At 68.4% G+C, this 18,455-nt stretch carries 16 protein-coding genes; 15 read left to right on the top strand and 1 reads right to left on the bottom strand.

What is annotated here, in order from left to right; genetic code table 11:
• Positions 1-8 precede the first annotated feature (8 nt).
• The 11 genes from N7L95_RS09480 (at position 9) to nagZ (ending at position 11,298) form a co-directional block, all read left to right on the top strand.
• A complete protein-coding gene (locus N7L95_RS09480; protein WP_301259570.1) occupies positions 9-1,031 on the top strand; it encodes a MucB/RseB C-terminal domain-containing protein in 1,023 nt (340 codons plus the stop codon).
• Positions 1,032-1,088: 57 nt separating this feature from the next.
• A complete protein-coding gene (locus tag N7L95_RS09475; protein ID WP_301259569.1) occupies positions 1,089-2,582 on the top strand; it encodes a DegQ family serine endoprotease in 1,494 nt (497 codons plus the stop codon).
• A gap of 581 nt (positions 2,583-3,163) precedes the next feature.
• Positions 3,164-4,972: a translation elongation factor 4 gene (gene lepA / locus N7L95_RS09470; protein WP_301259568.1), complete on the top strand. Its 1,809-nt coding sequence runs from the start codon at positions 3,164-3,166 to the stop codon at positions 4,970-4,972.
• Between the two features lie 140 nt (positions 4,973-5,112).
• Positions 5,113-6,084 (top strand): signal peptidase I, encoded by a 972-nt coding sequence (lepB, locus tag N7L95_RS09465; RefSeq protein WP_301259567.1) that lies wholly within the window; start codon positions 5,113-5,115, stop codon positions 6,082-6,084.
• A 45-nt stretch (positions 6,085-6,129) separates the two neighbouring features.
• Positions 6,130-6,501, top strand: a complete 372-nt coding sequence (locus N7L95_RS09460) for a DUF4845 domain-containing protein (RefSeq protein ID WP_301259566.1) — start codon at positions 6,130-6,132, stop codon at positions 6,499-6,501.
• Positions 6,502-6,556: 55 nt separating this feature from the next.
• On the top strand, positions 6,557-7,243 hold the full coding sequence (rnc, locus tag N7L95_RS09455) for a ribonuclease III (RefSeq protein WP_301259565.1): 687 nt from the start codon (positions 6,557-6,559) through the stop codon (positions 7,241-7,243).
• Between the two features lie 119 nt (positions 7,244-7,362).
• Positions 7,363-8,226 (top strand): GTPase Era, encoded by an 864-nt coding sequence (gene era / locus N7L95_RS09450; RefSeq protein ID WP_301260112.1) that lies wholly within the window; start codon positions 7,363-7,365, stop codon positions 8,224-8,226.
• A gap of 28 nt (positions 8,227-8,254) precedes the next feature.
• On the top strand, positions 8,255-9,046 hold the full coding sequence (gene recO, locus N7L95_RS09445; protein WP_301259564.1) for a DNA repair protein RecO: 792 nt from the start codon (positions 8,255-8,257) through the stop codon (positions 9,044-9,046).
• Positions 9,043-9,840 (top strand): pyridoxine 5'-phosphate synthase, encoded by a 798-nt coding sequence (locus N7L95_RS09440; RefSeq protein WP_301259563.1) that lies wholly within the window; start codon positions 9,043-9,045, stop codon positions 9,838-9,840. The genes recO and N7L95_RS09440 overlap by 4 nt, the downstream gene beginning before the upstream one ends.
• A complete protein-coding gene (gene acpS, locus N7L95_RS09435) occupies positions 9,837-10,232 on the top strand; it encodes a holo-ACP synthase (RefSeq protein ID WP_301259562.1) in 396 nt (131 codons plus the stop codon). The genes N7L95_RS09440 and acpS overlap by 4 nt, the downstream gene beginning before the upstream one ends.
• A gap of 4 nt (positions 10,233-10,236) precedes the next feature.
• Positions 10,237-11,298, top strand: coding sequence for a beta-N-acetylhexosaminidase (gene nagZ, locus N7L95_RS09430; protein ID WP_301259561.1), 1,062 nt, complete (start codon positions 10,237-10,239; stop codon positions 11,296-11,298).
• A gap of 126 nt (positions 11,299-11,424) precedes the next feature.
• Here nagZ and N7L95_RS09425 read toward each other — a convergent pair whose 3' ends face one another.
• Entirely contained in the window at positions 11,425-14,481 is a 3,057-nt protein-coding gene (locus N7L95_RS09425; RefSeq protein ID WP_301259560.1) for an Rne/Rng family ribonuclease, read from the bottom strand.
• 845 nt (positions 14,482-15,326) lie between these two features.
• On the opposite strand from N7L95_RS09425, the gene N7L95_RS09420 reads away from it, so the two are divergent.
• From N7L95_RS09420 to sppA, 4 genes are all read left to right on the top strand, one after another.
• Complete coding sequence (locus N7L95_RS09420) at positions 15,327-16,286, top strand: RluA family pseudouridine synthase (protein WP_435870095.1); 960 nt, start codon at positions 15,327-15,329, stop codon at positions 16,284-16,286.
• Positions 16,283-16,951 (top strand): HAD family hydrolase, encoded by a 669-nt coding sequence (locus N7L95_RS09415; protein WP_301259559.1) that lies wholly within the window; start codon positions 16,283-16,285, stop codon positions 16,949-16,951. Before N7L95_RS09420 ends, N7L95_RS09415 begins: the two co-directional genes overlap by 4 nt.
• Entirely contained in the window at positions 16,948-17,349 is a 402-nt protein-coding gene (locus N7L95_RS09410; protein ID WP_301259558.1) for a Rieske (2Fe-2S) protein, read from the top strand. Before N7L95_RS09415 ends, N7L95_RS09410 begins: the two co-directional genes overlap by 4 nt.
• 81 nt (positions 17,350-17,430) lie before the next feature.
• Complete coding sequence (gene sppA / locus N7L95_RS09405) at positions 17,431-18,432, top strand: signal peptide peptidase SppA (RefSeq protein ID WP_301259557.1); 1,002 nt, start codon at positions 17,431-17,433, stop codon at positions 18,430-18,432.
• The last annotated feature ends 23 nt before the right edge of the window (positions 18,433-18,455 follow it).

The following is an 18,455-nucleotide window of genomic DNA, read 5'->3' as shown; positions in this document are numbered from 1 at the left end:
CGAGCCCGATGCAAGCGCGACGCTGGTTCGCTCCCTGGCTCTGCCTGGGGATGGCCGCCTTCATGAGCTTCCAGGCCCTGGCGCAGACCCAGGACGTTCCCGTGCAGCGGGCGGAAGTGCGCAGCTGGCTGCTGCGCATCCATGAAGCGGCCCAGCAGCGCAACTTCCGTGGCACCTTCGTCGTCAGCGCCGGTGGCCAGGTGGCCAGTTCGCGCATTGCCCACTACTGTGACGGCGTGAACCAGTACGAGCGCATCGAGTCGCTCGACGGCCAGATGCGCCGCGTGTTCCGGCACAACGACCTGGTGGCCACCGTCTGGCCCGCCTCCAAGGTGGCGGTGCTGGAACATCGGGAGACGCTCCGCAGCTTCCCGGCCCTGCTGCATACCGACGGCGACCGCCTCTGGGACCACTACGAGATGCGCCAGCAGGGCGGCGAGCGGGTGGCGGGGCATGAGGCCGACGTGCTGCTGGTGCGCCCGCGTGACGGCTATCGTTATGGCTACCGGCTGTGGGCCGAGAAGGTCAGCGGCCTGTTGCTGCGGGCCGAGGTGCTCAACGGCGAGGAGGAAGTGCTGGAGTCGTCCGCGTTCTCGGATGTGGACATCGGCGTGAAGCCGCAGCCCGAGGCGGTGATCCAGCCGATGAAGCGGCTCGAGGGCTATCGGGTCGATCGGCCGGCCCTCAGCAAGACCACCTACGAACAGGAAGGCTGGGTCTACAAGCACAAGGTGCCGGGCTTCCGGCACGTCAACTGCGTGAAGCGGGAGCTCGGCAACGAGCCGGCCGGCCGCCCGGCCGGTGCGCCGCCGCACCAGCTGCTGCAGAGCATCTTCTCGGACGGACTGGCGCATGTCTCGATCTTTGTGGAGCCCTACGACGCCGGGCGGCATCGCGCCGAGATGCTGATGAACATGGGGGCCACGCAAACCCTGTCGCGGCGCTACCAGGATTGGTGGATCACCGCGGTGGGCGAAGTGCCCCCGACCACCCTGCGACTGTTCGTGCAGGGCCTGGAGCGCAAGAAGTAAGGCGCTCGCCGTGATCTGCTGCGGCGCTCCGCAGCCTGTTTCTCCTTGAGGTGACTGATGACTGCTAGAACCCGTACTCGTGGACGGTGGCCCTCGCTTCGCCCTGCCTTGGCCGCCCTCATCGCGACCGCCAGCCTGGTGCTGGCCCTGCCGGCGCCCAGCCTGGCCCAGCCGGGACGCGAGCTGCCCGACTTCACCGAGCTGGTGGAGCGGGTCGGCCCGTCCGTCGTCAATATCCGCACCACCGAGCGAGCCCGCGCATCCCAGGGTGCCGGCCCACAGATGGATGAAGACATGCAGGAGTTCTTCCGGCGGTTCTTCGGTGTGCCGATGCCGGGCCAGCCGATGCCGCGGCAGGACCCGCGGCGCGGCTCGAAGCCGGCGCCCGAGGAAGAGCAGCCGCGTGGCGTCGGCTCCGGCTTCATCCTGACCGCCGACGGTTTCGTGATGACCAACGCCCATGTGGTCGAAGGCGCCGACGAGGTCTATGTCACCCTCACCGACAAGCGCGAGTTCAAGGCCAAGATCGTCGGTGCCGACAAGCGCACCGACGTCGCCGTGGTGAAGATCGATGCGGCCGGCTTGCCGGCCGTGCGCATTGCCGATGTGGGCAAGCTCAAGGTCGGTGAATGGGTGATGGCCATCGGCTCGCCCTTCGGCCTCGACAACACGGTGACCGCCGGCATCGTGAGCGCCAAGCAGCGCGACACCGGCGACTACCTGCCGTTCATCCAGACCGACGTGGCCATCAACCCGGGCAATTCAGGCGGTCCGCTGCTGAACCTGCGAGGCGAGGTGGTGGGCATCAATTCTCAGATCTACAGCCGCTCTGGCGGCTTCATGGGCATTTCGTTCGCGATCCCGATTGACGAGGCGATGCGGGTGGCCGACCAGCTGCGCGCCACCGGCCGGGTCATTCGCGGCCGCATCGGGGTGCAGATCGACCAGGTGACGAAGGAAGTCGCCGAGTCCATCGGCCTGGGCAAGCCCATCGGCGCCGTGGTGCGCAGCGTGGAGCCCGGCGGCCCGGCGGAGAAGGCCGGCGTGGAAGCGGGCGACATCATCACCCGCTTCGATGGCAAACCGATCGAACGTGCGGCCGACCTGCCGCGCATCGTCGGCAACAGCAAGCCGGGCAGCAAGCTGGGCCTGCAGGTCTTCCGGCGCGGCAGCTACCGCGACCTGACCGTGCTGGTGGCGGAGTTCGAGCAGGACCGCCCCCGCCGGGCATCTGCCGGCGAGCCGCGTTCCAGCAGCCCGGGCGCCGGTGCCGCGACCCAAAGCATCGGCCTGGTGGTCAGCGAGCTCACCGAAGCCCAGCAGCGCGAACTCAACCTGCGCGGTGGCGTGCGTGTCGATGCCGCCGAGGGCGTCGCCGCGCGGGCGGGCTTGCGGGAGGGCGACGTGATCCTGGCAGTGGCAAATACCGAAATCAAGGACGCCCGGCAGTTCGAGGCGGTGCTGGCCCGCATGGATCGCAGCAAGCCGTTCAACATCTTGTTCCGCCGCGGCGAGTGGGCCCAGTACGCCGTGATTCGTCCAGCCCGCTGACCAGGAGGCGGCCTGCGCCGCCTCTCGTCAATGCGTCACTTTGGCAACACCCGGCAACCGACCCAGTTGTCGGGTTTTTTCATGTTGTGCAATAAGCAGCCGCTTCGGTCCTCGGTGTGCCGCAGCGCCGATGTTGATAAGTTCGACTTTAGATGTTTGTGTGCGCCCACAAACATTTTTTGAGAAGCGGCGATTCCCGGCCGCTTTCGATAAAATCGTCGGGAAGCGCAGCGGCTTTACACCGCCGCTTCGGCAGTAGTGGCGCCGCTTTGCAACTATCCCCAGACAGTCCACAACGCGCTGTGGACAAGCTGTTTATAAACTGTGCTGTTGGCGAGGTGCAACGTGCTACCCGGGTGTCCGACTGCGGTTCTCTGTCGGGGGCTTTTGGCTACAATGAAGGTCCAACAAAGCAGTTGCCATACCTTTTTGTTGGAAGGCGCGTCGCCGATTCGACGCGCCTTTTTTTTAGGTCTCGGCGGGCCGGTCCCGCCGCAGGCATCCTGCTGCGCGCGCAGTGCCGCGCGCCCACCGGTGGTGGGCACCACCACGACGCTCGCATGAGCCTCTAGCTCGCTCTCATGAACCACATTCGCAACTTCTCCATCATCGCCCACATCGACCACGGCAAGTCGACGCTTGCCGACCGCCTCATCCAGCGATGCGGTGGTCTGAGCGATCGCGAGATGGAAGCCCAGGTGCTTGACTCGATGGACATCGAGCGCGAGCGCGGCATCACCATCAAGGCCCAGACCGCAGCGCTGCAGTACACCGCGCGCGACGGCAAGGTCTACAACCTGAACCTGATCGACACGCCCGGTCACGTCGACTTCAGCTACGAAGTGAGCCGCTCCCTGTCGGCGTGTGAAGGCGCGCTGCTGGTGGTCGATGCCAGCCAGGGCGTGGAAGCGCAGACGGTGGCCAACTGCTATACCGCGCTGGATCTTGGTGTGGAAGTGGTGCCGGTGCTCAACAAGATGGACCTGCCGCAGGCCGACCCGGACCGCGCCAAGTCCGAGATCGAGGACGTCATCGGCATCGACGCGACCGACGCCATCCCGTGCTCCGCCAAGACGGGCGAGGGCATCGACGACATCCTGGAAGCGGTCATCCAGCGCATGCCGGCACCGCGCGGCAAGACCGACGCGCCGCTGCGGGCGGTGATCATCGACTCCTGGTTCGACAACTATGTCGGTGTCGTGATGCTGGTGCGGGTGGTGGACGGCGAGCTGAAGAAGGGCGAGCGCATCAAGATGATGGCGACCAATGCCGTCTACAACGCCGAGCAGCTGGGCGTGTTCACGCCGAAGTCGCTGCCGCGCGACGTGCTGAAGGCCGGCGAGGTGGGCTTTGTCATTGCCGGCATCAAGGAGCTGCAGGCAGCCAAGGTCGGCGACACGATCACGCTCGAGAAGAAGCTGCCCAACAACCTGGGCAGCGCCGCCGAGCCGCTGCCGGGCTTCAAGGAAATCCAGCCCCAGGTGTTCGCGGGGCTCTACCCGACCGAGGCGAGCGAATACGACCAGCTGCGCGACGCGCTCGAGAAGCTGAAGCTCAACGACTCCTCGCTGCGCTTCGAGCCGGAGGTGTCGCAGGCGCTGGGCTTCGGTTTCCGCTGCGGCTTCCTGGGCCTGCTGCACATGGAGATCGTGCAGGAGCGGCTGGAGCGCGAGTTCGACCAGGACCTGATCACCACCGCGCCCAGCGTGATCTATGAAGTCGAGCTCAACAGCGGCGAGGTGATCCAGGTGGAGAACCCCTCGAAGATGCCGGACCTGGGCCGCATCCGCGAGATCCGCGAGCCGATCGTCACGGTGCACCTGTACATGCCGCAGGACTACGTCGGCCCGGTGATGACGCTGGCCAACCAGAAGCGGGGCGTGCAGATCAACATGGCCTACCACGGTCGCCAGGTCATGCTGACCTATGAGCTGCCGCTGGCCGAGATCGTGCTCGACTTCTTCGACAAGCTGAAGTCGGTCTCGCGCGGGTATGCCTCGATGGACTACGAGTTCAAGGAATACCGTGCGGCCGATGTCGTGAAGGTCGACATCCTGATCAATGGCGATCGCGTCGACGCGCTGTCCATCATCGTGCACCGCAGCCAGAGCCAGTTCCGCGGCCGCGCGGTGGCAGCCAAGATGCGCGAGCAAATCCCCCGCCAGATGTACGACGTGGCGATCCAAGCGGCCATCGGCGCGAACATCATCGCGCGCGAGACCATCAAGGCGCTGCGCAAGAACGTGCTGGCAAAATGCTACGGCGGCGACATCTCCCGCAAGCGCAAGCTGCTGGAGAAACAGAAGGCCGGCAAGAAGCGGATGAAGCAGATCGGCAGTGTCGAGGTGCCGCAGGAAGCCTTCCTTGCCATCCTTCAGGTCGACGACTGAGCGATGCGCTGCCTGCATGCCGTGGCCTGCCGCCGGCCAGTGGCGCCGGCCGTTGGACGGCCGGTCGGCGGCGCACCGGTGACGGCGCCTTGCCGTGCCGGTCGTTGCCACTTCTGATTCCCACTCTTACTGGAGCTTGGATGGGACTGCTCACTGGAGCTTTGTACGCCTGCCTGGCCGTTTACCTCGGTGGCTGGTATCTCGGCGAATGGCACGGCAATTTCTCGCTGCTGCTGTTCATTCTGACCCTCGTGACGCTGGGCTTCTGGCTGGCCGAGCGCTATCGCTTCCGGCCGGCCCGCGAGCGTGCAGCCGCGGCGCTGCAGGCGCAGCAGGCTGAGCGCCAGGGTGAACTGGCCCGCCAGGGCATCACGCAAGTCGACAACCCGGCCCATGTCGAGGAGGCGCGCAGTCGCCTGCTGATGCAGCCATGGTGGCTGGACTGGACGGCGGGGCTGTTTCCGGTCATCTGCGCGGTCTTCCTGCTGCGCTCCTTCCTGTTCGAGCCGTTCAAGATCCCGTCGGGTTCCATGGTGCCGACCCTGCTGGTGGGCGACCTGATCCTGGTGAACAAGTACCACTACGGCATCCGGTTGCCCGTGATCAACAAGAAGATCATCGCCAACAACGACCCGCAGCGTGGCGACGTGATGGTGTTCCGCTACCCCGAGGACCCGCGCATCGACTACATCAAGCGGGTGGTCGGCGTGCCGGGCGACGAGGTGGCCTACCTGAACAAGCGCCTCTTCATCAACGGGCAGCCGGTGCCGACCACGGCACAGGGCGAGTACTACGACGAGGACGATGCGCGCTACCGCCAGCGGTTCACCGAGAAGCTGGGCCAGGTCGAGCACAGCATCCTGACGACCCGGGAAGCCCCGCCCTTCGTGGCCGGGGCGACCGATTTCCGATTCAAGGAAAACTGCCGCTATACCGGCGAGGGCGTGACCTGCAAGGTGCCCCCCGGCCATTACTTCATGATGGGCGACAACCGTGACAATTCTCAGGATTCCCGCTACTGGGGCTTTGTGCCGGACGAAAACATCGTCGGGAAGGCCTTTGTGGTCTGGATGAATTTGGGTAATCTCGGCCGCATCGGGTCATTCCACTGAAGCCCGCCTGAGGGGCAAGAACAACATGCTCAAGGAGCACCACACATGACGCCTGCATCCCGTATCCGTCGACGCCAGCAACGTGGCGTGACCATGATGGGCCTGCTGTTCTGGGCCATCCTGGTCGGCATCGTCGCACTCGTCGCGATGAAGGTTTTCCCGACGCTGACGGAGTATTGGGCCATCAAGCGGGCCGTTCACAAGGTCGCCCAGGAAGGCGGTACCTCGGTGCCCGAGATCCGCATGGCCTTCGAGAAGCAGAAGGCGGTCGAAAGCAATATGGACGCCGTCTCCAGCGGCGACCTCGAAATCACCAAGGTGAACGACAAGGTGGTGGTGAGGTTCGCTTACGACAAGGAAGTCGTGCTGGTCGAGCCGGTGTACCTGCTCATCAAGTACTCGGGCAGCTCTGAATGACATCGCTGCCTAGCCCGGTGCCGGCCACCCTGGCGGCCGCGGAGGCGGCCCGGCCGTGACCGAGGCTGCCAAGGCGCTCGAGCGCCGGCTGGACTACCGGTTTCGCCACCCGGCGCTGCTGTCGCGCGCCCTGACGCACCGCAGCTTCGGCGCCGACCACAACGAGCGGCTCGAATTCCTCGGCGACTCGGTGTTGGGCCTGGCCATCTCCGGCTTGCTCTACGAACGCTTCGGCGGCTCGGACGAGGGCGACCTCTCCCGCGTGCGTGCCAATCTGGTCAAGCAGGACTCCTTGCACCGCATCGCGTTGCTCCTTGAGTTGCCAGGCTGCCTGCGGCTGGGCGAGGGCGAGGCCCGCAGCGGCGGCGCCCAGCGCCCCTCCATCCTGGCCGATGCGGTGGAGGCCGTGTTCGGCGCCATCTACCTGGACGGCGGCTTCGAGGCGGCCCGCACCGTGGTGCAGCGCTTGTTTGCCCCGGTGCTGACCGAACCCGACCTGCGCAGCGGTGCCAAGGATGCCAAGACCGAACTGCAGGAATGGCTGCAGGCGCGCAAGCTGGCAGTGCCGACCTATGCCATCGTCGCGACACGCGGCCATGCGCACCAGCAGCAGTTCGTGGTCAGCTGCACGGTGCCGGCGCTGGCCGTCGCAGGCCAAGGCGAAGGTGCCTCGCGCCGCGCCGCCGAACAAGTGGCAGCACAGGCCGTGCTCGCTACACTGAAGGCATCAGCAGGCCGCTGAACGCCCCGAATCTCGCAATGCAGCATCCGCTGCGATGGATTGCCAACGTGAACGTCGATCTTCCCCCCGTGCCGCCGGCCGGTGACCCCGCCACCCCTTCCCCCGAGCAGCGCTGCGGCATGGTGGCCATCGTCGGACGGCCGAATGTCGGCAAGTCGACCCTGCTGAACGCGCTGGTCGGCCAGAAGGTGAGCATCACCTCCCGCAAGGCGCAGACCACCCGCCACCGCATCACCGGCATCCGCACGGTGGGCGACTCGCAGTTCATCTTCGTCGACACGCCGGGCTTCCAGACCAAGCGCGGCAACGCGCTGCACCGCACCCTCAACCGCGCGGTGCTGTCCTCGCTGAGCGACGTGGACGTGGTGCTGTTCGTGGTGGAGGCGGGCCGCTTCGGGCTCGACGATGCCAAGGTGCTGTCGCTGGTGCCTGAGGGCAAGCCGGTCTTCCTGGTGGCCAACAAGCTCGACAAGGTGTTGCGCCGGGCCGAGCTGGCGCCCTGGCTGAAGGACATGCAGGAACGCCACCCGTTTGCCGAGTTCGTCCCGCTGACCGCCAAGCGCAGCGAGGACGTGCAGCGCCTGCTGGAGATCGTGCGCCCCTACCTGCCGCATCAGCCGTGGTGGCATGACGAGGATGCGCTGACGGACCGCAGTGAGCGCTTCCTGGCGAGTGAGATCGTGCGTGAAAAGCTGTTCCGCCTCACCGGTGACGAGCTGCCCTACACCTCGACCGTGGTGATCGACAAGTTCGAGGAAGAAGGCGCGCTGCGCCGCATTTCGGCCACCATCGTGGTGGAGCGCGACGCCCACAAGGGCATGGTCATCGGGGAGGGCGGCGAGCGGCTCAAGCGCATCGGCTCCGAAGCCCGCCAGGAACTCGAGACCCTGATGGACGGCAAGGTCTTCCTCGAACTGTGGGTCAAGGTCCGCTCCGGCTGGGCCGATGACGAGCAGCGCCTGCGCAGCTATGGCTACGAGTGACGCTGCCGCAAGGGCAGGCTGACCGGCCATGGCCGCCTCGCGGGGTCGCAGTGCCTCGGCACGTCCGGGCTTCCGGGTCACGGCCGAGCCAGCCTATGTGCTGCATCGCTACGACTGGAGCGAGACCAGCCTGATCCTCGACCTTTTCACCCGGGAGCATGGCCGGGTCGCGGTGGTGGCCAAGGGCGCCAAGCGGCCGTACTCGCAACTGCGGGCGGTGCTGCTGCCGTTCCAGCGCATCTCGGCGAGCTTCGGCAGTCGCGACGAGCACAGCGCCGAGGTGCACACCCTGAAAGCGGCCGAGTGGGCCGGCGGCGGCGCCATGCTGACCGGCGCGGCGCTGCTGACCGGCTTCTACCTCAACGAACTGCTGATGAAGCTGCTCGCGCGGGGCGATGCGCATCCGCAGCTGTTCGACGCCTACGCGCAGACCCTGCCGCACCTGCCGAGCGGTGACGAACAGCTGGTGCAGGCGGCGCTGCGGGCCTTCGAGCTCACTTTGCTGCGCCAGCTGGGCGTGCTGCCGGAGCTGGGCGTGGTGACGATGACGCTGGAGCCGGTGCGGCCCGAGAAAGGCTACCTGTTGCATGGCGAATTCGGCGTGCGGCCCGCCCGCCTGGGTGAACCGGCTGCGGTCGACGGCGCCACGCTGGCGGCGCTGCAGGAAGCCCTGGACGCCGGCTCGCTGCTGGCCACCCAGCAGGCCTGTACCGGCGCCTTGCCGGGACTCAAGAGCGCGTTGCGTCTGCTGCTTCACTATCATCTCGGGACGCCCGTGCTTCGCACGCGGCAACTGATGATGGAGTTGCAGCAGAAATGATCTTCGCCGGAGCCTCGAACGCGCCCTTGCTGGGCGTCAACATCGACCATGTCGCCACCTTGCGCAACGCGCGGGGCGGTCGGTTTCCCGACCCGGTGGCCGCGGCGGAACTGGCCGTGGAGGCGGGCGCCGACATCATCACCTTCCACCTGCGCGAGGATCGCCGCCACATCCGGGACGAGGACGTGGCCCGCCTGAAGGCGGCGCTGCGGGTGCCGCTGAACTTCGAGGCGGCGGTGACCGACGAGATGCTGGCGCTGATCGAGCAGGTGCGTCCCGAGCACGTCTGCCTGGTGCCCGAACGCCGCCAGGAAGTGACGACCGAAGGCGGCCTCGACGTGGTCGGCCAGTTCGCCCGCGTGAAGGAGGCCTGCGGCCGGCTCGCGGCGGCCGGCTGCCGGGTCTCGCTCTTCATTGGCGCCGACGCCGCCCAAATCGAGGCCAGCGCCCGCGCCGGTGCGCCCTGCGTCGAGCTGCACACCGGCGCCTATGCCAATGCCTGGTGGGCGCAGGACCAGGGCGGGATGGCCAGCGAGCTGCAGCGCCTGAAGGACGGCCTGCGCCGCGGCCGTGCACTGGGCCTGCAGACCAACGCCGGCCACGGCCTGGCCGTGTGGGACCGGCCCGCGCCGCATCCGTTTCCGAGCAGTACGGCGGCCGTGGCCGCGCTGCCCGAGGTGAGCGAGCTGCACATCGGCCACGCGCTGATCGGGCATGCGGTGTTCGTCGGCCTGCGCCAGGCCATTGCCGACTTCAAGGCCGAGGCGGTGCGCGCCCGCGACCCGCGCGCATGATCTACGGCATCGGTACCGACATCTGCGACATCCGCCGCATCGAGGCGGCGCTGCAGCGCCATGGCGAGCGGTTTGCGCTGAAGGTGCTGGGGCCGCACGAGATCGAGGTGTTCCACCAGCGGCTGGCCAAGGTGCCGGCGCGCGGCGTGCGCTACCTGGCGACCCGCTTCTCGGCCAAGGAGGCGTTCTCCAAGGCCATCGGCCTGGGCATGCGCATGCCGATGACTTGGCGCGACTGCGAGGTCGTCAAGGCACCGAGCGGCAAGCCCGAGATCCGGCTGCACCGGGGACTGGCCGAGTGGTTCGCGGCACGCGGCCTGCAGGCCCACCTCAGCGTCACCGACGAATCCGACTATGCCGCCAGCTTCGTGGTGGTTGAAACGAAAGAATGAACCGATGAACGAACCCCAGGGACCCGACCACGCCGCCGTCGTGATCGACATTGCCGGCACCACGCTGGACGACAACGACCGGCGCCGGCTGCAGCATCCGCTCACCGGCGGGCTGATTTTGTTCTCGCGCAATTGGCAGAGCCGCCAGCAGCTCACCGAGCTGTGCGCCGAGATCAAGCGCCTGCGGCCCGACGTGCTGATCTGCGTGGACCATGAAGGCGGGCGCGTGCAGCGCTTTCGCACCGACGGCTTCACCCACCTGCCGCCGATGCGGGTGCTGGGCGAGTTGTGGATGCAGGACGCCATGGTGGCCACCGACGCGGCGACGGCCTGTGGCTACGTGCTGGCGTCGGAGCTGCGCGCCTGCGGCGTCGATTTCAGCTTCACGCCGGTGCTCGACCTCGACCACGGCCCGAGCGGCGTGATCGGCGACCGGGCCTTCCATCGCGATGCGCGGGTGGCCACGCTGCTGGCCAAGAGCGTGATGCACGGGCTGCTGCGCGCGGGCATGCAGTCCTGCGGCAAGCACTTTCCCGGCCATGGCTTCGTGGCGGCCGACTCGCACGTGGACGTGCCGGTCGACAAGCGCTCGCTGAAGGCCATCCTGGCCGACGACGCCAAGCCCTACGAATGGCTGAGCACCTCGCTCGGCTCGGTGATGCCGGCCCATGTGATCTATCCCAAGGTGGACGCGCAGCCGGCCGGCTTCTCCAGCCGCTGGCTGCAGGACATCCTGCGCACCCGGCTGGGCTTCACCGGCGCCATCTTCAGCGACGACCTCAGCATGCAGGGCGCCAAGGTGGCCGGCAGCACGCTGGACGGCGCGCTGGCCGCGCTCAATGCCGGCTGCGACCTGGTGCTGCTGTGCAACCAGTCGCTGGACGGCGGCGCTGCGGTGGACGAACTGCTGGACGGCCTGCAGCAGGCCCTGGCCGAGGGCCGCTGGCAGGCCAGCGCCGACAGCGAGGCGCGCCGGCTCGACCTGCTGCCGCAAACCGCGCCGCTGGTGTGGGACGACCTGATGCTGCAGCCGGCCTACCAGCAGGCCCTGGCCCGCCTGCCCTGAGCTCCGTCGCGCGGCGCGGCCCGGCCGCGCCGAGTGCATGAAAAAAACGCCGCCCGGGCAATGCCCGAGGCGGCGTTTGTCTTGGCGACTCTGGATTGGCCGGCCCGCCGGGGCCGGCCAGGCCGGTCACTGCGGGCCGGCCTTGGTCTCGAAGGGCAGGGCCAGCTCGGCGAGGTCGGTGCGGGTCTCGACGAGCACCAGCGGGCCGTCGTCGATCGCCACCACCGGCTTGCGCTCGCGCGGGACGCGCACCGGCTGCGGTTGCCGTGCCAGGCTGTCCTGGACGGCACGCACCTTGTCGGCGTCGGAATGCACCCATTCCAGGCCTGCCTGGGCGGCCACCTGCTGCAACTCGTCCAGGGCCAGCACGAAGGGCTGGACCGGGGCGGCGACAGGCGCCGGCGCGGGTGCGGGCTGGGCAGCCACGGGCGCCGCGGCGGGCGGCAGGCCGGTCGGCTCGGCGGCGACGGCCAGCGCCGCGTCCTGCACGGTGGCGGGTTCGCCTTCGACCACCTGGGCTTCGGTGACGACCACGGCGGCGTCTTCCGCGCCGTCTTGCTCACGGCGCTCACGACGATAGCGGTCACGGCCCCGGCCACGGCGGCGGCCTTCGCCATCACGGGCGGTGCCTTCCTCGGGCTGGCCCTCGGGGGCGGCCGTGCTGTCGCTGCCGGTGTCCTCGGTGGCGCTGGCCAGGGCCGCGTCGGCCTCCGGCCCGGCGACCGGGTCCAGACCCGCTTCGCCGGCGTTCACGGCGTCGACGCCCTCGGCGCCTTCGCGCTCCCGGCGCCCGCGGCCGCCACGGCGGCGGCGACGGCCTTCGCGTTGTTGCTCGTCCGCGCCCTCGAGGGTGCCTTCCTGCGGGACGGTGTCGGCAAAGCCGTGCGGTTCCATGGCTTCGGGCGCTTCCGCCGGCAGGCCGGCTTCACGCTCGGGACGCGGGCCCCGGCGACCTTCACCGCGGGCGGGACGGCCGTCCTGGGCGGCGCCGGCTTCGCGCGGCTCGCCGCTGCGGCCGCCGTCGCGCGGAGCGCGTTCCTTGCGCGGTGCCTCGGCACCGGCGTCCGCACCGGCCAGGGCCTCGACGCGCTGCTCGCCGGCGCGGCCGCGTTGCTGGCCGTCCCGGTTGCGATCGCGGCCTTCGCCGCGACCCTCGCCACGGCCTTCGCCGCGACCTTCACCCCGGCCTTCCGTGCGGCCTTCACCGCGCGGCTCACCGCGGCGTGCCTCGCGGCCCGCTTCGTCGCGGCCACCCTCTCGGCCAGCCCGGTCGCGGCCGCCGCGGCGGTCGCCGTCCTTGCGCTCGCCGCGTTCGCCGCCGCGATCACCGCGGCGACGGTTGTCCTGGCCTTCCTTGGCCACGGCCGGTGCCGGTGCGGCGACCGTCGGCGCGGGGGCTGGCGCAGGGACCGGCGCCGGTGCCTCGGGAGCGCCGAACAGCTTCTTGAGCCAGCCAAAGAAGCCACCCGACGCCGGCGCGGGCGCGGGCACCGGCGCGGGCACCGGGGCCGGCGGCGTGGCGGCGGCCACCGGGGTGGGCGCGGGCGCCGGCTCGGCGCGGGCGGGCGCCGTGGACTGCAGCGGCGGCTCGGGCAGCAGGCCCTTGATGACCGGCTCCTGCTTGGGCTTGCTCTTCTCGCGGCGCGTGATGCCGACCTCGTCGTCGGGCTCCTCGATCATCGAGTAGCTGGCCTGCAGGTTCTCCACCCGTGGGTCGTCGTGGCGCAGGCGTTCGAGCTTGTAGTTGGGCGTCTCCAGGTGCTTGTTGGGCACCAGCAGCACCTTCACGCTCTGCTTGAATTCGATCTTGTTGATCTCCATCCGCTTTTCGTTCAGCAGGAAGGAGGTCACCTCCACCGGCACCTGCACGTGGACGGCGAAGGTGTTTTCCTTCATCGCCTCCTCTTGCACCATGCGCAGGATCTGCAGCGCGCTGGACTCGGTGTCGCGGATGTGGCCGGTGCCGTTGCAACGCGGGCAGGTGATGTGCGAGCCTTCGCTCAGCGCCGGGCGCAGGCGCTGGCGCGACAGCTCCAGCAGGCCGAACTTGGAGATGGAGCTGAACTGCACCCGGGCGCGGTCCTGGCGCAGCGCGTCGCGCAGCCGGGTTTCCACTTCACGGCGGTTCTTCGACTCTTCCATGTCGATGAAGTCCACCACGATCAGGCCGCCCAGGTCGCGCAGGCGCATCTGGCGCGCAATCTCGTCGGCGGCTTCGAGGTTGGTGCGGGTGGCGGTTTCCTCGATGTCGCCGCCGCGGGTGGCGCGGGCGGAGTTGACGTCGATGGACACCAGCGCCTCGGTGTGGTCGATCACGATCGCGCCGCCGGACGGCAGGTTCACCGTGCGGGCGAAGGCGGTCTCGATCTGGTGCTCGATCTGGAAGCGGCTGAACAGCGGCGCGTCATCGCGGTAGCGCTTCACGCGGCCGGCGTTGTCCGGCATCACGTGGTTCATGAACTGCTGCGCCTGATCGTAGATGTCGTCGGTGTCGATCAGGATTTCGCCGATGTCGGCGGTGAAGTAGTCGCGGATCGCGCGGATCACCAGCGACGATTCCTGGTAGATCAGGAAGGCGCCCTTGCGTGCCGAAGCGGCGCCGTCGATGGCGGTCCACAGCTTCAGCATGTAGTTGAGGTCGGACTGCAGCTCGTCGACGCTGCGGCCGATGCCGGCGGTGCGCGCGATCAGGCTCATGCCCTTGGGGTAGTTGAGCTGGTCCAGCGCGTCCTTCAGTTCCTCGCGGTCCTCGCCCTCGATGCGGCGCGAGACGCCGCCGCCACGCGGGTTGTTGGGCATCAGCACCAGGTAGCGGCCGGCCAGCGAGATGAAGGTGGTGAGGGCCGCGCCCTTGTTGCCGCGCTCTTCCTTCTCGACCTGCACCAGCAGTTCCTGGCCCTCGCGGATGGCGTCGGAGATCTTGGCGTTGCGGACGTCGACGCCTTCCTTGAAGAACTGGCGCGAGATTTCCTTGAAGGGCAGGAAGCCGTGGCGGTCCTCGCCGTAGTCGACGAAGCAGGCTTCCAGGGACGGCTCGACGCGGGTGACCACCGCCTTGTAGATGTTGCCTTTGCGCTGCTCGCGGCCTTCGATTTCGGTCTCGAAGTCGAGCAGTTTCTGGCCATCGACGATGGCCAGGCGACGCTCTTCAGGCTGCGTCGCATTGATCAGCATGCGTTTCATGTGCACTCCTCCTGCCGGCGACCGCGCACGGCCTCCGGCATATCAACATGCCGCCGCCCGGAGGGTTCAGGTCCAGGGGCGGCTCATCGATGCACGAGTGACGTGGAGGAACCGGAAGGAATCGCCCTGGACTGTCATGACCGCAAGGATCACGAAGACAGCGTTGGCGCGTGCATCCGCAAGACAACGCCCTTTTTGTAAAGGACGGCCCGGTCGCCCCCCGACTCCTTCCCGGTGCGGCGCACATCAGTGCACGGCACGCCAGGCCGAGCAGGCGCCGCATCCGGGGTCACGTCCGGAAGGGCGCCTGGCAGGGGGGAAAGCTCGGAGAAGGGGGACAGCATCCGTGGGGGAGTCTCTGGAGCGGGCGACAGGCGGGCGCTCGGGGGACCGCGCGGGCGCAGGGCCTGCGGGCGCCAAGCGTGACCGGCCTGCTGCCGGAAACCTTGTTCTTGGGTTCTTTCGACGTTCGCTCTGCCGCAGGTTGCTCTCGGCCGCCGCTTCACCTTGGGAAACGGCCCGCTTGACTGGCCTGCGTTGCATCACCGTTTGTACAAGTCCTTCGTCCTGCAACTTCTTGACGAAAAAGACCTGTTAAACCACCTTGGCTGCCCGTGTTGCCCCCACCTTTCCGATCAGATTCGGGAAAGCGGCAGGTAAACTCTTGAAAATCAAACACTTACAACGCAAACGTGGTGCAACGGATTATAGGGGTGAAACGGTCGCGCCAGTGGAACCGTGCTGAAACCGCGCCGCCAGCGGTGCCGGCGGCGGCAGGCGGCCGCCCGGCGGCGCGCAGCCAGCGGTCGGTGGCGGCCGCGCCGGCCCCGGCGGCCGCACCCGCGGTGCAGCGCTTGGTGATCGACGAAGGCTCGGCGGGCCAGCGGCTGGACAATTTCCTGCTCAAGACCCTCAAGGGTGTGCCCAAGACCCATGTCTACCGCATCGTGCGCAGCGGCGAGGTGAGGGTCAACAAGGGGCGCGCGTCGGCCGACACCCGCCTGGCGTTGGGCGACGAGGTGCGTGTACCGCCGGTGCGCGTGGCCGAGAAGCCGCCCGCGGCGCCCGTGCCGGCGCGCGAATTCCCGGTGCTGTTCGAGGACGATCACCTGATCGCGGTCAACAAGCCGGCCGGCGTCGCGGTGCACGGCGGCAGCGGCGTCAGCCATGGCGTGATCGAGCAGCTGCGCCGGGCGCGACCCGAGGCACGGTTCCTCGAGCTGGTGCACCGGCTCGACAAGGAAACCTCGGGCATCCTGCTGGTGGCCAAGAAGCGCCGTGCGCTGACGGCGCTGCAGGACCAGTTCCGCCAGCGCGAGACCGGCAAGACCTATGCGGCGCTGGTCATCGGCCGCTGGCCGGCCAGCCGCCGCGTCATCGACGTGCCGCTGCACAAATACCTCACCGGCGACGGCGAACGCCGCGTGCGCGCGGTGGCCGACGGTGAGGAAGAGGCCGGTCGCCGCTCGATCACGCTGGTGAAGGTGGCGCGCGAACTGAACGGCTATTCGCTGCTCGACGTGACCATCAAGACCGGCCGCACGCACCAGATCCGGGTGCACCTGCTGCATGAAGGCCATCCGATCGCCGGTGACGAGAAATACGGCGACTTCGCGCTGAACAAGGCGCTGGCGCGCGGCGAGGCGGTGCCCGGCTGCCGCTTCGACCGCATGTTCCTGCACGCCCGGCTGCTGCGCTTCGAGCATCCGGCCAGTGGCGAGACGGTGCAGCTGGAAGCGCCGCTGCCTCCCGAATGCCAAGACCTGCTGGCGGCGTTGGACGCCGCCGGCCACGAGACACCATGATGGACCACCGACCGCGCCAGTTCGACCTGATCGTCTTCGATTGGGACGGCACCTTGTTCGATTCCACCGCCCTGATCGTCAAGAGCCTGCAGGCCGCCTGCCTCGACCTGCAGGTGCCGCTGCCCGCCGACCGGGACGCCGCCTATGTCATTGGCATGGGCCTGTACGAGGCGCTGGCCCACCTGATCCCGGGCCTGCCGCCGCGGCAGTACGAGGCGCTGATCCAGCGCTACCGTCACCATTACTTCGCCCGCCAGCACGAACTGACGCTGTTCGAGGGCGTGCTGCCGATGCTGGATGCCATCAAGGCCCGCCACCACTGGGTGGCGATCGCCACCGGCAAGTCGCGGCGCGGCCTCAACGAGGCGCTCGACACGGTGCAGCTGCGCGGCGTGTTCGACAGCACCCGCACCGCCGACGACACCCTGCCCAAGCCGCATCCGCGCATGCTGCAGGAGCTGATGGGCGAGTTCGGCGTGGACCCGGAGCGCACGCTGATGATCGGCGACACCACGCACGACCTGCAGATGGCGCTCAATGCCGACGCGGCGAGCTTGGCGGTGAGCTACGGCGCCCATGAGCCGGCGTTTTTCAAGGACTACCAGCCGCGCTTCGTCGCGCACTCGGTGGCAGAGCTGCACCAGTGGCTGCAGGAGCACGCATGAACCATCCTCCCCTGGCGGGGCACCCCGCCGACACCGGCCTGGAGCTGTGCGAAGGCAGCGCACTGCAGGAGCGCGGCCTGGCCGTGTCCTTCGACATCCAGCTGTGGGACCACCCGGCCCGTGCCTTCGCGCTGCGCTTCGACGGCCGGCCGGTGGCTTATGTGAACCGTTGCGCCCATGTGCCGGCCGAGATGGACTGGCAGCCGGACCATTTCCTGGACGATAGCGGCGAGTGGATCATGTGCGCCATCCACGGCGCCATCTACGACCCGCGTGACGGCCGCTGCGCCGGCGGGCCGTGCCCCGGCGGGAAGCTGATCGAGGTGAAGGTTGATGAGCGGGACGGCAAGGTCTATTGGTATCCTTCTGCCGACGTCCAGCCTGCCTTCCCCGACTGACTGCCCCTGGCGGCCGTCGCGCGGTGGCGGGCTTCGCCGGCCGACGTCCGGCCGCTTTCCACCTTCTTCCCCAGGGACACCATGAGCTCCATCGATCCTGGCCATGAGCCCGGCTTGCGTGACCACACTCCGGCGACCCCGCCCGCGGCGCCGGCTTCTTCGGGCGACAGCGCACTGATCGCGCAGCTGGCGCGCGCCTACCTGGACGACCGCCGCCGCGAGCGCCGCTGGCGCATTGCCTTCCGGCTCGCCTGGCTGCTGCTGGGCCTGGCGATGGTCTTGCTGGCCTACTCGCAGCGGGTGGCCACCAACACCCAGACCGGTCCGCACACGGCGCTGATCGATGTGCGCGGCGAGATCGCCGTGGACAGCGAGGCGAGTGCCGAGAACCTGCTGTCGGCGCTGCGCAGCGCCTTCGAGGACGCCGGGTCGCAGGCGGTGGTGCTGCGCATCAACTCGCCGGGCGGCAGCCCGGTGCAGGCCGGCATCATCAACGAGGAGATCCGCCGCCTGAAGGCCTTGCACAAGAAGAAGGTGTATGCGGTGGTCGAAGAGGTCTGTGCCTCGGGCGCCTACTACATCGCGGTGGCGGCCGACGAGATCTATGTCGACAAGGCCTCCATCGTCGGCTCCATCGGCGTGCTGATGGACGGCTTCGGCTTCACCGGCCTGATGGACAAGCTCGGCGTGGAGCGCCGCCTGCTCACCGCCGGCGAGCACAAGGGCTTCCTCGATCCCTTCTCGCCGCAGTCGGACGCGGAGAAGGCCTTTGCCAAGGCCATGCTCGACCAGATTCATCAGCAGTTCATCGGCGTGGTGAAGGAAGGCCGCGGCAAGAAGCTGAAGGAGACGCCGGAGATGTTCTCGGGCCTGTTCTGGAACGGCCAGCAGGCGGTCGAGCTGGGCCTGGTGGACAAGCTCGGCTCGCTGGACTACGTGGCCCGCGAGGTGGTGCAGGCCGAAGAAGTCATCGACTACACCCCGCGCGAGAACGTGGCGGAGCGGCTGGTCAAGCGCTTCGGCGCGGCGATCGGCCACGGCGCGGTGCAGACGCTGCGCAGCCAGGCGGGCGCGCTGCGCTGAGGCGCGCCGCGGCTGGTGCCGCA

Origin of the sequence: Eleftheria terrae (assembly GCF_030419005.1) — a bacterium.
Taxonomy (GTDB): Bacteria; Pseudomonadota; Gammaproteobacteria; order Burkholderiales; family Burkholderiaceae_C; genus Caldimonas; species Caldimonas terrae.
This window is presented reverse-complemented; position numbering and strand designations above follow the sequence as displayed.

What these genes read in the sequence shown, in the direction of transcription:
- N7L95_RS09425 (WP_301259560.1), bottom strand. Translation starts at nt 14,481, where the DNA reads ATGAAACGCATGCTGATCAATGCGACGCAGCCTGAAGAGCGTCGCCTG.
- N7L95_RS09415 (WP_301259559.1), top strand. Translation starts at nt 16,283, where the DNA reads ATGATGGACCACCGACCGCGCCAGTTCGACCTGATCGTCTTCGATTGG.
- N7L95_RS09410 (WP_301259558.1), top strand. Translation starts at nt 16,948, where the DNA reads ATGAACCATCCTCCCCTGGCGGGGCACCCCGCCGACACCGGCCTGGAG.
- N7L95_RS09475 (WP_301259569.1), top strand. Translation starts at nt 1,089, where the DNA reads ATGACTGCTAGAACCCGTACTCGTGGACGGTGGCCCTCGCTTCGCCCT.
- lepA (WP_301259568.1), top strand. Translation starts at nt 3,164, where the DNA reads ATGAACCACATTCGCAACTTCTCCATCATCGCCCACATCGACCACGGC.
- N7L95_RS09440 (WP_301259563.1), top strand. Translation starts at nt 9,043, where the DNA reads ATGATCTTCGCCGGAGCCTCGAACGCGCCCTTGCTGGGCGTCAACATC.
- N7L95_RS09480 (WP_301259570.1), top strand. Translation starts at nt 9, where the DNA reads ATGCAAGCGCGACGCTGGTTCGCTCCCTGGCTCTGCCTGGGGATGGCC.
- era (WP_301260112.1), top strand. Translation starts at nt 7,363, where the DNA reads ATGGTGGCCATCGTCGGACGGCCGAATGTCGGCAAGTCGACCCTGCTG.
- N7L95_RS09460 (WP_301259566.1), top strand. Translation starts at nt 6,130, where the DNA reads ATGACGCCTGCATCCCGTATCCGTCGACGCCAGCAACGTGGCGTGACC.
- nagZ (WP_301259561.1), top strand. Translation starts at nt 10,237, where the DNA reads ATGAACGAACCCCAGGGACCCGACCACGCCGCCGTCGTGATCGACATT.
- lepB (WP_301259567.1), top strand. Translation starts at nt 5,113, where the DNA reads ATGGGACTGCTCACTGGAGCTTTGTACGCCTGCCTGGCCGTTTACCTC.
- recO (WP_301259564.1), top strand. Translation starts at nt 8,255, where the DNA reads ATGGCCGCCTCGCGGGGTCGCAGTGCCTCGGCACGTCCGGGCTTCCGG.
- acpS (WP_301259562.1), top strand. Translation starts at nt 9,837, where the DNA reads ATGATCTACGGCATCGGTACCGACATCTGCGACATCCGCCGCATCGAG.
- sppA (WP_301259557.1), top strand. Translation starts at nt 17,431, where the DNA reads ATGAGCTCCATCGATCCTGGCCATGAGCCCGGCTTGCGTGACCACACT.